27 protein-coding genes are annotated in these 13,572 nt (G+C 50.1%); 1 reads left to right on the top strand and 26 read right to left on the bottom strand.

Going from position 1 to position 13,572, the window contains the following annotated elements; genetic code table 11:
- Positions 1-142 precede the first annotated feature (142 nt).
- The 23 genes from rpmJ to rpsJ all read right to left on the bottom strand — a co-directional run bounded on the left by rpmJ (position 143) and on the right by rpsJ (position 10,790).
- The gene (gene rpmJ / locus OGV57_RS07410) at positions 143-259 is read right to left on the bottom strand and encodes a 50S ribosomal protein L36 (protein ID WP_000868187.1); all 117 of its coding nucleotides are present in this window, start codon (positions 257-259) and stop codon (positions 143-145) included.
- A 30-nt stretch (positions 260-289) separates the two neighbouring features.
- Positions 290-1,621: a preprotein translocase subunit SecY gene (gene secY, locus OGV57_RS07405; protein ID WP_001118864.1), complete on the bottom strand. Its 1,332-nt coding sequence runs from the start codon at positions 1,619-1,621 to the stop codon at positions 290-292.
- Positions 1,622-1,628: 7 nt separating this feature from the next.
- Entirely contained in the window at positions 1,629-2,063 is a 435-nt protein-coding gene (gene rplO / locus OGV57_RS07400; protein WP_003031132.1) for a 50S ribosomal protein L15, read from the bottom strand.
- A 3-nt stretch (positions 2,064-2,066) separates the two neighbouring features.
- Positions 2,067-2,246: a 50S ribosomal protein L30 gene (gene rpmD / locus OGV57_RS07395; RefSeq protein ID WP_001140434.1), complete on the bottom strand. Its 180-nt coding sequence runs from the start codon at positions 2,244-2,246 to the stop codon at positions 2,067-2,069.
- A gap of 3 nt (positions 2,247-2,249) precedes the next feature.
- Entirely contained in the window at positions 2,250-2,753 is a 504-nt protein-coding gene (gene rpsE, locus OGV57_RS07390; RefSeq protein WP_003031131.1) for a 30S ribosomal protein S5, read from the bottom strand.
- A gap of 14 nt (positions 2,754-2,767) precedes the next feature.
- Positions 2,768-3,121 (bottom strand): 50S ribosomal protein L18, encoded by a 354-nt coding sequence (gene rplR / locus OGV57_RS07385; RefSeq protein ID WP_000358960.1) that lies wholly within the window; start codon positions 3,119-3,121, stop codon positions 2,768-2,770.
- 9 nt (positions 3,122-3,130) lie between these two features.
- Positions 3,131-3,664, bottom strand: coding sequence for a 50S ribosomal protein L6 (rplF, locus tag OGV57_RS07380; protein ID WP_003031129.1), 534 nt, complete (start codon positions 3,662-3,664; stop codon positions 3,131-3,133).
- Between the two features lie 12 nt (positions 3,665-3,676).
- Entirely contained in the window at positions 3,677-4,069 is a 393-nt protein-coding gene (gene rpsH / locus OGV57_RS07375; RefSeq protein ID WP_003031127.1) for a 30S ribosomal protein S8, read from the bottom strand.
- Between the two features lie 30 nt (positions 4,070-4,099).
- Positions 4,100-4,405 (bottom strand): 30S ribosomal protein S14, encoded by a 306-nt coding sequence (rpsN, locus tag OGV57_RS07370; RefSeq protein WP_003031125.1) that lies wholly within the window; start codon positions 4,403-4,405, stop codon positions 4,100-4,102.
- 14 nt (positions 4,406-4,419) lie between these two features.
- Positions 4,420-4,959, bottom strand: coding sequence for a 50S ribosomal protein L5 (gene rplE, locus OGV57_RS07365; RefSeq protein ID WP_003031123.1), 540 nt, complete (start codon positions 4,957-4,959; stop codon positions 4,420-4,422).
- A 14-nt stretch (positions 4,960-4,973) separates the two neighbouring features.
- Entirely contained in the window at positions 4,974-5,288 is a 315-nt protein-coding gene (rplX, locus tag OGV57_RS07360; RefSeq protein ID WP_003031122.1) for a 50S ribosomal protein L24, read from the bottom strand.
- Between the two features lie 10 nt (positions 5,289-5,298).
- On the bottom strand, positions 5,299-5,670 hold the full coding sequence (rplN, locus tag OGV57_RS07355; RefSeq protein ID WP_000613954.1) for a 50S ribosomal protein L14: 372 nt from the start codon (positions 5,668-5,670) through the stop codon (positions 5,299-5,301).
- A gap of 163 nt (positions 5,671-5,833) precedes the next feature.
- Complete coding sequence (rpsQ, locus tag OGV57_RS07350) at positions 5,834-6,088, bottom strand: 30S ribosomal protein S17 (protein WP_003031120.1); 255 nt, start codon at positions 6,086-6,088, stop codon at positions 5,834-5,836.
- Positions 6,088-6,279, bottom strand: a complete 192-nt coding sequence (gene rpmC, locus OGV57_RS07345) for a 50S ribosomal protein L29 (protein ID WP_000644742.1) — start codon at positions 6,277-6,279, stop codon at positions 6,088-6,090. The genes rpsQ and rpmC overlap by 1 nt, the downstream gene beginning before the upstream one ends.
- On the bottom strand, positions 6,279-6,689 hold the full coding sequence (gene rplP, locus OGV57_RS07340; RefSeq protein WP_000941208.1) for a 50S ribosomal protein L16: 411 nt from the start codon (positions 6,687-6,689) through the stop codon (positions 6,279-6,281). The genes rpmC and rplP overlap by 1 nt, the downstream gene beginning before the upstream one ends.
- Positions 6,690-6,701: 12 nt before the next feature.
- Positions 6,702-7,403 carry a 30S ribosomal protein S3 gene (gene rpsC / locus OGV57_RS07335; RefSeq protein WP_000529945.1) on the bottom strand — a complete coding sequence of 234 codons (702 nt, stop codon included), beginning with the start codon at positions 7,401-7,403 and terminating at the stop codon, positions 6,702-6,704.
- A 17-nt stretch (positions 7,404-7,420) separates the two neighbouring features.
- Positions 7,421-7,753, bottom strand: a complete 333-nt coding sequence (rplV, locus tag OGV57_RS07330) for a 50S ribosomal protein L22 (RefSeq protein WP_000448832.1) — start codon at positions 7,751-7,753, stop codon at positions 7,421-7,423.
- Positions 7,754-7,767: 14 nt separating this feature from the next.
- Positions 7,768-8,046: a 30S ribosomal protein S19 gene (gene rpsS / locus OGV57_RS07325; RefSeq protein WP_001138115.1), complete on the bottom strand. Its 279-nt coding sequence runs from the start codon at positions 8,044-8,046 to the stop codon at positions 7,768-7,770.
- A 16-nt stretch (positions 8,047-8,062) separates the two neighbouring features.
- The gene (gene rplB / locus OGV57_RS07320; RefSeq protein ID WP_000301869.1) at positions 8,063-8,884 is read right to left on the bottom strand and encodes a 50S ribosomal protein L2; all 822 of its coding nucleotides are present in this window, start codon (positions 8,882-8,884) and stop codon (positions 8,063-8,065) included.
- A 17-nt stretch (positions 8,885-8,901) separates the two neighbouring features.
- The gene (rplW, locus tag OGV57_RS07315) at positions 8,902-9,204 is read right to left on the bottom strand and encodes a 50S ribosomal protein L23 (protein ID WP_000617546.1); all 303 of its coding nucleotides are present in this window, start codon (positions 9,202-9,204) and stop codon (positions 8,902-8,904) included.
- Entirely contained in the window at positions 9,201-9,806 is a 606-nt protein-coding gene (gene rplD, locus OGV57_RS07310; protein ID WP_003031119.1) for a 50S ribosomal protein L4, read from the bottom strand. The genes rplW and rplD overlap by 4 nt, the downstream gene beginning before the upstream one ends.
- Positions 9,807-9,816: 10 nt before the next feature.
- Entirely contained in the window at positions 9,817-10,446 is a 630-nt protein-coding gene (rplC, locus tag OGV57_RS07305; RefSeq protein ID WP_003031117.1) for a 50S ribosomal protein L3, read from the bottom strand.
- A 32-nt stretch (positions 10,447-10,478) separates the two neighbouring features.
- Positions 10,479-10,790 carry a 30S ribosomal protein S10 gene (gene rpsJ, locus OGV57_RS07300; protein WP_001181005.1) on the bottom strand — a complete coding sequence of 104 codons (312 nt, stop codon included), beginning with the start codon at positions 10,788-10,790 and terminating at the stop codon, positions 10,479-10,481.
- A 379-nt stretch (positions 10,791-11,169) separates the two neighbouring features.
- On the opposite strand from rpsJ, the gene OGV57_RS07295 reads away from it, so the two are divergent.
- Positions 11,170-11,637 (top strand): prepilin peptidase, encoded by a 468-nt coding sequence (locus OGV57_RS07295; RefSeq protein ID WP_003845247.1) that lies wholly within the window; start codon positions 11,170-11,172, stop codon positions 11,635-11,637.
- Here the strand turns inward: OGV57_RS07295 and bfr are convergent.
- From bfr to tuf, 3 genes are all read right to left on the bottom strand, one after another.
- Positions 11,634-12,110: a bacterioferritin gene (bfr, locus tag OGV57_RS07290; RefSeq protein WP_003031113.1), complete on the bottom strand. Its 477-nt coding sequence runs from the start codon at positions 12,108-12,110 to the stop codon at positions 11,634-11,636. The two genes, OGV57_RS07295 and bfr, sit on opposite strands and share 4 nt — an antisense overlap.
- A 71-nt stretch (positions 12,111-12,181) precedes the next feature.
- Positions 12,182-12,376, bottom strand: a complete 195-nt coding sequence (gene bfd / locus OGV57_RS07285) for a bacterioferritin-associated ferredoxin (protein ID WP_003031111.1) — start codon at positions 12,374-12,376, stop codon at positions 12,182-12,184.
- 185 nt (positions 12,377-12,561) lie between these two features.
- Positions 12,562-13,572: elongation factor Tu (gene tuf, locus OGV57_RS07280; RefSeq protein WP_127674166.1), on the bottom strand; the 1,011-nt coding region annotated here is incomplete at its 5' end.

Below are 13,572 nucleotides of genomic sequence, written 5' to 3'. Positions count from 1 at the left end.
CACTCCTACTATTTAATATGTACGCACCATGCTGAAAAGCCCGTTTTCAGGATACTCAAATGGAAACGCACAGACATACAAAAGATTGGCTGGCTAATCTAGCCAGCTCAACCCAACTTTGCAAGAAAAATATGCGAATAAATCAGCCTTGGCGCTGTTTATGCTTCGGCTCGGCACTGCAAATCACACGGATGACACCATCACGCTTAACGATTTTGCAGTTACGGCATAATTTCTTGACGGAAGCACGAACTTTCATTTTTACTCTCCGTAACTTCTCGGGCGACTGTTAACGGCCGTAGCCTTTCAGATTCGCCTTCTTCAATGCAGACTCGTACTGACTTGACATCATCAGAGTTTGCACTTGAGCCATAAAGTCCATAATCACGACAACAACGATAAGCAGTGAGGTCCCACCGAAGTAGAACGGTACTTTCATTGCATCACGCATGAACTCCGGGATCAGGCAGATAAAGGTAATGTAGAGCGCACCAACCAAAGTCAGGCGGGTCATTACTTTATCGATATACTTCGCCGTTTGCTCTCCCGGACGAATTCCTGGTACAAATGCACCGGACTTCTTCAGGTTATCTGCTGTTTCACGCGGGTTGAAAACCAACGCCGTGTAGAAGAAACAGAAGAATATGATTGCAGACGCATAGAGTAACACATAAAGCGGTTGCCCAGGCTGCAAATACAGCGAAATTGTTGTCAGCCAGTTCCAACCAGTCCCGCCCCCGAACCATGACGCGATGGTCGCCGGGAACAGAATAATACTGGAAGCGAAGATTGCCGGGATTACCCCCGCCATATTCACTTTCAGCGGTAAATGTGTGCTCTGTGCAGCATAGACACGACGACCTTGCTGACGTTTCGCGTAGTTTACCACAATGCGGCGTTGACCACGCTCAACAAATACAACAAAGAACGTCACTGCGAATACTAATACTGCAACCAACAGCAACACGAGGAAGTGCAGGTCGCCTTGACGCGCTTGCTCGATAGTATGGGCAATGGCTGGCGGGAGTCCCGCTACAATACCGGCGAAGATAATGATTGAGATACCGTTGCCGATACCACGTTCAGTAATCTGTTCACCCAACCACATCAGGAACATCGTCCCTGTAACCAGACTTACAACAGCGGTGAAATAGAATGCAAAGCCTGGGTTCATCACCAGGCCCTGCATACCAGGCATATTCGGCAGACCGGTAGCAATACCGATCGACTGGAATATTGCCAGCACCAGAGTACCGTAGCGGGTGTACTGGCTGATCTTACGACGACCAGACTCCCCTTCTTTCTTAATTTCTGCCAGCGTTGGATGAACCACCGTCAGCAGCTGGATAATGATCGACGCCGAAATATACGGCATGATACCCAGAGCAAAGATAGAAGCACGGCTGAGAGCACCACCAGAGAACATGTTAAACATTTCAATGATGGTGCCTCGCTGTTGCTCAAGCAGTTTGGCAAGTACAGCGGCATCAATACCAGGGATCGGAATGAAAGAGCCAATACGGAACACAATCAGCGCGCCGATTACAAACAGCAGTCTGCGTTTCAGCTCGCCTAAGCCACCTTTGGCACTTTGAAAATCTAATCCCGGTTGTTTAGCCATCTGCTACTTATTCCTCGATTTTACCGCCAGCAGCTTCGATAGCAGCACGAGCGCCTTTAGTAACACGCAGGCCACGAACAGTTACCGGAGTAGTGACTTCACCAGCCAGGATCACTTTCGCGAACTCGATCTGGATACCGATAATGTTAGCTGCTTTCAGCGTGTTCAGGTCTACAACACCGCCTTCAACTTTAGCCAGGTCAGACAGACGAACTTCGGCTGTAATCGCTGCTTTACGTGAAGTGAAGCCGAATTTCGGCAGACGACGGTACAGAGGCATCTGACCACCCTCGAAACCGCGACGTACGCCACCGCCAGAACGAGACTTCTGACCTTTGTGACCACGACCACCGGTTTTACCGAGGCCAGAACCGATACCACGACCCAGGCGGCGAGCCGCTTTTTTAGAGCCTTCGGCCGGAGACAGAGTATTTAAACGCATCTCTTACTCCTCAACTTTAACCATGAAGGAAACCGCGTTGACCATACCACGAACAGCAGGAGTATCCTCGCGCTCTACGGTGTGACCAATACGACGCAGACCCAGGCCAAGCAGCGTTGCCTTGTGTTTCGGCAGACGACCGATTGCACTGCGGGTTTGAGTAATTTTAATAGTCTTTGCCATGGTTTATTTCCCCAGAATTTCTTCAACGGATTTACCACGCTTGGCAGCGACCATTTCCGGAGATTTCATATTTTCCAGGCCATCGATAGTTGCACGAACCACGTTAATCGGGTTAGTAGAACCATACGCTTTAGCCAGAACGTTACGAACTCCAGCGACTTCCAGAACGGCGCGCATTGCACCACCGGCGATGATACCGGTACCTTCGGAAGCCGGCTGCATGAATACACGAGAACCCGTGTGAGTACCCTTAACCGGGTGCTGCAGGGTGCCGTGGTTCAGCGCGACGTTAATCATATTGCGACGGGCTTTTTCCATCGCTTTCTGGATCGCTGCTGGAACTTCACGCGCTTTACCGTAACCAAAACCAACGCGACCGTTACCATCACCAACTACAGTCAGAGCTGTGAAGGAGAAAATACGACCACCTTTAACGGTTTTAGATACGCGGTTAACCGCGATCAGCTTTTCCTGCAGTTCGCCAGCTTGTTTTTCGATGTGAGCCATCTTACACCTCTACCTTAGAACTGAAGGCCAGCTTCACGGGCAGCATCTGCCAGTGCCTGGACACGACCATGATATTGGAACCCGGAACGGTCAAAAGAAACATCTTTGATGCCTTTTTCCAGAGCGCGTTCAGCAACAGCTTTACCTACAGCTGCAGCAGCGTCTTTGTTACCGGTGTACTTCAATTGTTCAGCGATAGCTTTTTCTACAGTAGAAGCAGCTACCAGAACTTCAGAACCGTTCGGTGCAATTACCTGTGCGTAAATATGACGCGGGGTACGATGTACCACCAGGCGAGTTGCACCCAGCTCCTGGAGCTTGCGGCGTGCGCGGGTCGCACGACGGATACGAGCAGATTTCTTATCCATAGTGTTACCTTACTTCTTCTTAGCCTCTTTGGTACGCACGACTTCGTCGGCGTAACGAACACCCTTGCCTTTATAAGGCTCAGGACGACGGTAGGCGCGCAGATCTGCTGCAACCTGACCGATCAGCTGTTTATCAGCGCCTTTCAGCACGATTTCAGTCTGAGACGGACATTCTGCAGTGATTCCCGCAGGCAGCTGATGGTCAACTGGGTGAGAGAAACCTAAAGCCAGGTTTACTACATTCCCTTTAACCGCTGCACGATAACCTACACCAACCAGCTGAAGCTTCTTAGTGAAGCCTTCGGTAACACCGACAACCATTGCATTCAGCAGGGCACGCGCGGTACCAGCCTGAGCCCATCCATCTGCGTAACCATCACGCGGACCGAAGGTCAGTGCATTATCTGCATGATTTACTGCAACAGCATCGTTGAGAGTACGAGTCAGCTCGCCGTTTTTACCTTTGATCGTAATAACCTGACCGTTGATTTTTACATCAACGCCGGCAGGAATAACGACCGGTGCTTTAGCAACACGAGACATTTTTTCCTCCGATTAGGCTACGTAGCAGATAATTTCGCCACCAAGACCAGCCTGGCGCGCTGCACGATCAGTCATAACACCTTTAGAGGTAGAAACAACTGCGATACCCATGCCAGCCATAACTTTCGGCAGCTCGTCTTTACGCTTATAAATGCGCAGACCTGGGCGACTGACACGCTGAATGCTTTCTACAACAGCTTTACCCTGGAAATACTTGAGAGTAAGTTCCAGTTCCGGCTTGGTGTCGCCTTCAACTTTAAAATCTTCAATAAAACCTTCTTCCTTCAGCACGTTGGCAATTGCCACTTTCAGCTTGGAGGAAGGCATGGTGACCGCAGCTTTATTCGCGGCCTGACCGTTACGGATACGGGTCAGCATATCCGCGATCGGATCTTGCATGCTCATCTGTCTTTACTCCCGTGATTCAATTGGTAATTACCAGCTAGCCTTTTTCAAGCCTGGTACTTCACCGCGCATGGCGGCTTCACGCAGTTTGATACGGCTCAACCCGAACTTGCCCACATAGCCATGCGGACGACCTGTTTGACGGCAGCGGTTACGCTGACGGGACGGGCTGGAATCACGCGGCAGAGACTGCAGCTTGAGAACTGCGTTCCAACGATCTTCGTCGGTCGCGTTCACATCAGAGATAATAGCTTTCAGTTCAGCGCGTTTTGCGAAGTACTTATCAGCTAAAGCTACGCGCTTTACTTCGCGTGCTTTCATTGATTGCTTAGCCATTCAGTAACCCTACCTTACTTGCGGAACGGGAAGTCAAAGGCAGCCAGCAGAGCACGGCCTTCTTCGTCAGATTTCGCAGTAGTGGTAATGGTAATATCCAAACCACGCACGCGGTCGACTTTATCGTAGTCGATTTCTGGGAAGATGATCTGCTCACGGACACCCATGCTGTAGTTACCACGACCGTCGAAAGACTTAGCGGACAAGCCACGGAAGTCACGGATACGTGGAACAGCAATAGTGATCAGGCGCTCAAAGAACTCCCACATGCGTTCGCCACGCAGAGTTACTTTACAGCCGATCGGATAGCCCTGACGGATTTTGAAGCCTGCAACTGATTTGCGTGCTTTGGTGATCAGCGGTTTTTGACCGGAGATTGCTGTCAGGTCAGCTGCTGCGTTATCCAGCAGTTTCTTGTCAGCGATCGCTTCACCAACACCCATGTTCAGGGTGATCTTCTCGACCCGAGGGACTTGCATGACAGAATTGTAGTTAAACTCAGTCATGAGTTTAGCGACTACTTCGTCTTTGTAGTAATCATGCAGTTTCGCCATCGTACTACTCCAAATTACTTGATAGTTTCGCTGTTAGATTTGAAGAAACGGACTTTTTTGCCGTCTTCGAATCTAAAGCCTACACGGTCAGCCTTGCCGGTTGCCGCGTTGAAGATAGCAAGGTTAGAGATCTGAATAGCTGCTTCTTTCTCTACGATGCCGCCTGGTTGGTTCAGGGCCGGAACCGGCTTCTGATGTTTTTTAACCAGGTTGATACCTTCAACAATGACCTTGCCGGAAGACAGGACATTCTTAACTTTACCGCGTTTACCTTTATCTTTGCCGGTTAACACGATAACTTCGTCATCACGACGGATCTTCGCTGCCATGATTCGCTCCTTAGAGTACTTCTGGTGCCAGAGAGATAATTTTCATGAACTTCTCGTTACGAAGTTCACGAGTTACCGGCCCAAAAATACGCGTACCGATAGGTTGCTCGCTGTTATTGTTTAAAATAACGCATGCATTACCATCGAAGCGAATGACAGAACCGTCCGGGCGACGAACACCCTTCTTGGTGCGCACCACTACCGCCTTCAGCACATCACCTTTTTTGACCTTACCACGCGGAATTGCTTCCTTGATGGTGATCTTGATGATATCGCCGACGCCTGCGTAGCGACGGTGCGAGCCACCCAGAACCTTGATACACATTACGCGACGTGCACCGGAGTTGTCGGCGACGTTCAGCATAGTCTGTTCTTGGATCATTTTAGTGCTCCGCTAATGTCAACTACTACTGAGACCCGAAAATCAGGTCGTTAAAAAAGCCCCATATCGGGGGCGCGGCATTATAACACCGCTTCAACGATATGGGTAGAAAAAATAAACGGCTCATCGCTGAGCCGTTTATTCGTTGAGAATGCCTACTGTATTACAGAACGGCTTTCTCTACAACGCGAACCAGCGTCCAGGACTTAGTCTTGGACAGCGGACGGCATTCGCGGATTTCAACCACGTCACCAGTACCGCATTCGTTGTTCTCGTCATGTACGTGCAGTTTGGTCGTACGCTTAATGAATTTACCGTAGATCGGGTGTTTCACAAAACGTTCGATAGCAACAACGATGGATTTCTCCATTTTATCGCTAACAACGCGACCTTGCAGAGTACGGATTTTATCGGTCATTACGCACCCGCCTTCTCAGTCAGTAAAGTCTTAACGCGTGCGACGTCACGACGCACTTGCTTCAACAGGTGAGACTGTTGCAGCTGGCCACTTGCAGCCTGCATACGCAGGTTGAACTGCTCACGCAGCAGATTCAGCAGCTCGGTGTTCAGCTCTTCAACACTCTTCTCACGCAGCTCTTTTGCTTTCATTACATCACCGTCTTAGTTACAAAGGTGGTTTTAATCGGCAGTTTCGCTGCTGCCAGCTTGAATGCTTCACGGGCCAGCTCTTCCGGTACGCCGTCCATTTCATACAGGACTTTACCCGGCTGAATCAAGGCAACCCAATACTCCACGTTACCTTTACCTTTACCCATACGCACTGCCAGCGGCTTTTCAGTGATCGGTTTGTCCGGGAATACACGGATCCAGATCTTACCTTGACGCTTAACTGCACGGGTCATAGCACGACGTGCTGCTTCGATCTGACGGGCAGTCAGACGACCACGGCCAACAGCTTTCAGACCGAAGCTGCCGAAGCTAACATCCGCGCCAGCAGCCAGACCGCGGTTACGGCCTTTGTGCATTTTACGGAATTTTGTACGCTTTGGTTGTAACATCAGCGACGCTCCTTATTTACGGCCTTTACGCTGCTGCTTTTTAGGTTGAGCAGCCGGTTTTTCCGGTTGTTCAACAGCAGCCATACCACCCAGGATCTCGCCTTTGAAGATCCACACTTTAACGCCGATTACACCGTAAGTGGTGTGCGCTTCAGAGGTGTTGTAGTCGATGTCAGCACGCAGAGTGTGCAGAGGTACGCGACCTTCGCGGTACCATTCGGTACGTGCGATTTCCGCGCCGCCCAGACGGCCGCTAACTTCAACTTTGATACCTTTAGCGCCCAGACGCATTGCGTTCTGTACAGCACGCTTCATAGCACGACGGAACATAACACGACGTTCCAGCTGAGAAGTGATGCTGTCAGCAACCAATTTTGCGTCCAGTTCAGGCTTACGCACTTCGGCGATATTGATCTGAGCAGGAACGCCAGCAATATCCGCTACGACTTTGCGCAGTTTTTCTACGTCTTCGCCTTTCTTACCGATAACGATACCCGGGCGAGCGGTGTGAATGGTCACACGGATGCTCTTAGCCGGACGCTCGATAACGATACGAGATACAGACGCTTTAGCCAGTTCCTTAGTCAGGTACTGACGTACTTTAAAATCGCTGTCCAGGTTGTCAGCGAATTCTTTGGTGTTCGCAAACCAGGTTGAGTTCCATGGTTTTACAATACCCAGGCGAATACCATTAGGATGTACTTTCTGACCCATTGCTAGTCTCCAGAGTCTCAGCGATCGGACACAACCACAGTAATGTGGCTGGTGCGCTTCAGGATGCGATCTGCACGACCTTTTGCACGCGGCATAATGCGCTTCATGCTCGGGCCTTCGTCTACGAAAATTTTCGTAACTTTCAGATCGTCAATGTCAGCGCCATCGTTGTGTTCAGCGTTAGCAATGGCAGATTCCAGGACTTTCTTAACCAGTACAGCCGCTTTCTTATTGGTGTAGGTCAGAATATCCAGAGCCTGCGACACTTTCTTACCGCGAATCAGGTCTGCAACAAGGCGAACCTTCTGAGCAGAAGAACGAGCATGGCGATGTTGAGCTAAAGTTTCCATCTCTTCCTCCTACCTTATTTCTTCTTCGCTTTTTTATCAGCAGCATGGCCGCGATAAGTACGAGTCGGTGCGAATTCACCCAGTTTGTGACCGACCATTTCGTCGGAAACAAATACCGGAACGTGCTGACGACCATTATGGACAGCGATGGTCAAACCGATCATGTTAGGAAAGATCGTTGAACGACGGGACCAAGTGCGCAGGGGCTTCTTGTCTCCGCTTTCCACCGCTTTCTCTACCTTCTTCAGCAAGTGCAGGTCAATAAAAGGACCTTTCTTGAGAGAACGTGGCATGGCTTATCCTCTAAAATTATTTGCTACGGCGACGTACGATGAATTTATCAGTACGCTTGTTGCTGCGGGTCTTCTTACCTTTGGTCTGAACGCCCCACGGAGTTACCGGGTGCTTACCAAAGTTACGACCTTCACCACCACCATGTGGGTGGTCGACTGGGTTCATCGCAGTACCGCGAACGGTAGGACGAACACCACGCCAGCGTGCAGCACCTGCTTTACCCAGAACGCGCAGCATATGCTCAGCATTGCCAACTTCGCCCAGAGTTGCACGGCAGTCTGCTTCGACTTTACGCATTTCACCAGAACGCAGACGCAGGGTGACATAAGCACCATCACGAGCAACGATCTGAACGTAAGTACCAGCGGAACGTGCCAGCTGACCGCCTTTACCTGGTTTCATTTCTACGTTATGAACGGTAGAACCAACCGGGATATTGCGCATCGGCAGGGTGTTACCTGCTTTGATTGCAGCATCAACGCCAGACTGAATCTGGTCGCCAGCTTTCAGGCCTTTAGGGGCCAGGATGTAACGGCGTTCACCGTCTTTGTACAGAACCAGCGCGATGTTCGCGGAGCGGTTCGGATCGTACTCAAGACGTTCAACAACTGCCGGGATACCGTCTTTGTTGCGTTTGAAGTCAACAATACGATAAGCCTGCTTGTGACCACCACCGATGTGACGAGTGGTGATACGGCCATTGTTGTTACGACCACCGGATTTGCTGTTTTTTTCAACCAGCGGAGCAAAAGGTTTGCCCTTGTGCAGCTCTGGGTTGACCACTTTAACAACGTGGCGACGACCCGGAGATGTCGGTTTACATTTAACAACTGCCATTGTATTACTCCTCCGACTTACTCAGCGCCGCCGACGAAGTCCAGATTCTGGCCTTCCTTCAGGGTGACGTAAGCTTTTTTCCAGTCGCTACGACGACCGATACGCTGTCCGTGACGTTTAACTTTCCCTTTAACTACCAGGGTGTTAACGACTTCGACTTCGACTTCAAACAGTTTCTGCACAGCAGCTTTGATTTCTGCTTTGGTCGCGTCTTTAGCAACTTTGAGAACGATGGTGTTAGTTTTTTCCATCGCAGTAGACGCTTTTTCAGAAACGTGCGGTGCGCGCAGCACTTTCAGCAGACGTTCTTCACGAATCATGCCAGCATCTCCTCAACTTGCTTAACAGCATCAGCAGTCATTACGACTTTGTCGAAGGCGATCAGGCTAACCGGGTCGATACCAGTTGCATCGCGTACGTCAACCTTGTGCAGGTTGCGCGCAGCCAGGAACAGGTTTTCGTCCAGCTCACCGGTGATGATCAGCACATCTTCCAGAGCCATGTCTTTCAGTTTCTGTGCCAGCAGCTTAGTTTTAGGCGCTTCTACAGAGAATGATTCGACAACGATCAGACGATCCTGACGTACCAGTTCGGACAGAATGCTTTTCAGCGCGCCGCGGTACATCTTTTTGTTAACTTTTTGACTGTGGTCCTGTGGACGAGCAGCGAAGGTCACGCCACCTGAACGCCAGATCGGGCTCTTGATAGAACCTGAACGCGCACGGCCGGTACCTTTCTGGCGCCACGGCTTTTTGCCTGAACCAGTTACTTCAGCACGAGTCTTCTGAGCACGAGTACCCTGACGAGCACCAGCTGCATAAGCAACAACAACCTGGTGAACCAGCGCTTCGTTGAAATCGCGACCGAAGGTAGTTTCGGAAACAGTCAGCGCGCTCTGCGCGTCTTTCAATACTAATTCCATTGCTATCCCCTTACGCCTTCACAGCTGGTTTAACGATCAGGTCGCAACCGGTCGCACCCGGAACACCACCTTTAACCAGCAGCAGGTTGCGCTCAGCGTCAACACGTACTACGTCCAGGCTCTGAACGGTTACACGTTCGTTGCCCAGCTGACCTGCCATTTTCTTGCCTTTGAACACTTTGCCCGGAGTCTGGTTCTGACCGATAGAACCCGGAACGCGGTGAGACAAGGAGTTACCGTGAGTAGCGTCCTGGGTACGGAAGTTCCAGCGCTTAACGGTACCAGCGAAACCTTTACCTTTAGAGGTACCGGTTACGTCAACTTTTTTAACGTCAGCAAACAGTTCAACGCTAATGTTCTGACCAACGGTGTATTCTTCACCATCTGCCAGACGGAACTCCCACAGGCCGCGGCCAGCTTCTACGCCAGCTTTAGCAAAGTGGCCAGCTTCCGGCTTAGTTACGCGGTTAGCTTTTTTAGCACCGGTGGTAACCTGAACAGCGCGATAGCCATCGTTAGCCAGATCTTTAACCTGAGTAACGCGGTTTGCTTCAACTTCGATAACGGTTACTGGGATAGATACGCCATCTTCAGTGAAGATGCGGGTCATACCCACTTTTTTACCGACTAAACCAATCATTGTATCAACCTCTCAATCGCTCGATGACCTGATTAACCCAGGCTGATCTGCACGTCTACACCGGCAGCCAGGTCCAGACGCATCAGAGCATCAACGGTTTTTTCAGTTGGCTCAACGATGTCAACCAGACGCTTGTGAGTACGGATCTCGTACTGATCACGCGCGTCTTTGTTGACGTGCGGGGAGATCAGAACGGTGAAACGCTCTTTGCGGGTCGGCAGCGGGATCGGACCACGAACCTGCGCACCAGTGCGCTTGGCAGTCTCGACGATTTCCGCGGTTGATTGATCGATCAGACGATGATCAAACGCTTTCAAACGGATACGGATTCTTTGGTTCTGCATGAGACCAGAGCTCCAATTATTTTATAGACGAAATAGTTACTCCTCAAACCCATTACGATTGATGGGAGAGTGTAACCGTTCTTACAGAGTTCCCCGATTGGGAACATTGTCTGGTATTGCTTTCGCAGTACCGGTGGCTCATATCGAACCGCTGTCAATATTAGACAAGCCCGCGCATTATACGTAAATCTCAGTCTTAAGCAAGTGCCGCGTAGAAATTAATCACTCGTTCATAAATGCGGGCCTCCTTCCACTCTGATTGTATGTCCTGTGATGCAACGCGTTTTCCTTGGAAGAGAGCATCCATAACTCACATCCCGGACTTGTAGGGCCGGCGTGCTTACCCGAAGGTAAACTCTTTACCAAATGAGATTTGCCCATGTACATCGACCTCCCCTTTCTGCTGATTTATGTTTCGCTATCAGGGTTGCTCTTAGTCCATGACCTGCGTACCGGGTTGCTGCCCGACAAATTTACCTGCCCTCTTTTGTGGGGCGGTCTTATTTATCATCAGTGCTGCAGACCTGCACAGTTATCCGACGCACTTTGGGGTGCCATAGCGGGCTATGGGGTATTTGCTTTGTTCTACTGGGGGTATCGTTTGATATGCCGACAGGAAGGATTAGGCTTTGGTGATGTCAAATTTCTTGCCGCACTGGGCGCATGGCATCGCTGGGAATCATTGCCACTGTTGGTTTTACTTGCCGCGGGCATGGCATGTTGTCTCACCGGGATTTCTTGCGTCCGTTACGGGAGACAGATGCTAAAAAACCCGCTGCCTTTTGGGCCATATCTGGCGGCTGCGGGTTTCGTTATTGGCTGGGTAAATCTGATACAGGGCGGTTAGTCACTGACTTTAATTTGCGATTGCAGATAATTTTGCAAGCCAAGTTTTGCAATCAGGTCCAGCTCAGTTTCGAGCCAGTCAATATGCCCTTCTTCTTCAGTCAGGATCTCGATCATCATGTCCCGGCTGACATAATCATGAACGCTATCGGCATAGGCAATGGCTTCACGCAGATCTTTCGCCCCATCCAACTCGAGTCGAAGATCGGATTGCAGCATCTCTTCAACGTCTTCGCCAATACCCAACTTGCCAAGATCCTGCAAGTTCGGGAGCCCTTCTAAGAATAAAATACGCTCGATATATTTATCAGCGTGTTTCATCTCATCGATAGATTCATGGTACTCAACATCATTGAGGCGAGTCAGTCCCCAGTTTTTAAACATACGAGCATGGAGAAAATACTGGTTGATCGCGACAAGCTCATTTCCCAATAGTTTATTGAGATAATTTATGATTTTAACATCACCTTTCATTTTATAGTCCCTCCGCTTCCACTCTTAGAGCGTAGATGGGGCTACAGGGATGTCAAAAAAAAGAGTGTGACTTAGGCGATCTCTTTAAATTCTGGCATTTGCGTTAATTCATCCTGCATGACTTCACGGGCAGCACGAATGCACTTACCGCATTGATTTCCTACAGGAATAAATTTACGTAATTGCTGAAAGGACTGAGGGTGAAACTGGCGAACAGCCTGACGTATTTTTTTATCACTTATCGCATTACACAAACAAACGTACATGATCGCTCCCGTTCAATTTCTGTGCAAAGTGTAAATGAGAATAGTTATGATTACAATAGCACAACGCTATTTACGCGGCGGGAGAATGAATAAAAAATGCGAATAAATATGACAGCTACTAAATTGCAGGCAGCAAAAAGGGCGCCGAAGCGCCCTTTTTAAGCTCAAAGCTAATTAATCAATAATTAGCTCATTACTTTAGCAACAACGCCCGCACCAACAGTACGGCCGCCTTCACGGATTGCGAAACGCAGACCGTCGTCCATCGCGATCGGGTGGATCAGGGTAACAACCATTTTGATGTTGTCGCCCGGCATTACCATCTCTACGCCTTCCGGCAGTTCGATGGTACCAGTCACGTCAGTAGTACGGAAGTAGAACTGCGGACGGTAGCCTTTGAAGAACGGAGTATGACGGCCGCCTTCGTCTTTGGACAGAATGTACACTTCAGATTCGAACTTGGTGTGCGGCTTGATAGAGCCCGGCTTAGCCAGTACCTGACCACGTTCGATTTCTTCACGTTTGATACCACGCAGCAGAACACCAACGTTCTCACCAGCACGGCCTTCGTCCAGCAGTTTGCGGAACATTTCAACGCCAGTACAGGTAGACTTAGCAGTCTCTTTGATACCAACGATTTCAACTTCTTCACCAACTTTGATGATACCGCGCTCTACACGACCGGTAACAACGGTACCACGACCGGAGATGGAGAATACGTCTTCGATAGGCAGCAGGAACGGCTTGTCAATCGCACGCTCTGGTTCTGGGATGTAAGAATCCAGGAAGCCAGCCAGTTCGATGATTTTCGCTTCCCACTCTGCTTCGCCTTCCAGCGCTTTCAGAGCAGAACCACGAACGATCGGAGTGTCGTCGCCCGGGAAATCGTACTGAGACAGAAGTTCACGAACTTCCATTTCTACCAGTTCCAGCAGCTCTTCGTCATCAACCATGTCGCATTTGTTCAGGAACACGATGATGTACGGAACGCCTACCTGACGACCCAGCAGGATGTGCTCACGAGTCTGCGGCATCGGGCCGTCAGTCGCAGCAACAACCAGGATCGCGCCGTCCATCTGCGCAGCACCGGTGATCATGTTTTTAACATAGTCGGCGTGGCCCGGGCAGTCTACGTGTGCGTAGTGGCGAGTCGGGGTGTCATATTCAACGTGAGAAGTGTTGATGGTGATACCACG

The sequence above is a fragment of the Citrobacter sp. Cf087 genome, assembly GCF_030334285.1.
Lineage (GTDB): Bacteria > Pseudomonadota > Gammaproteobacteria > Enterobacterales > Enterobacteriaceae > Citrobacter > Citrobacter freundii.
This window is presented reverse-complemented; position numbering and strand designations above follow the sequence as displayed.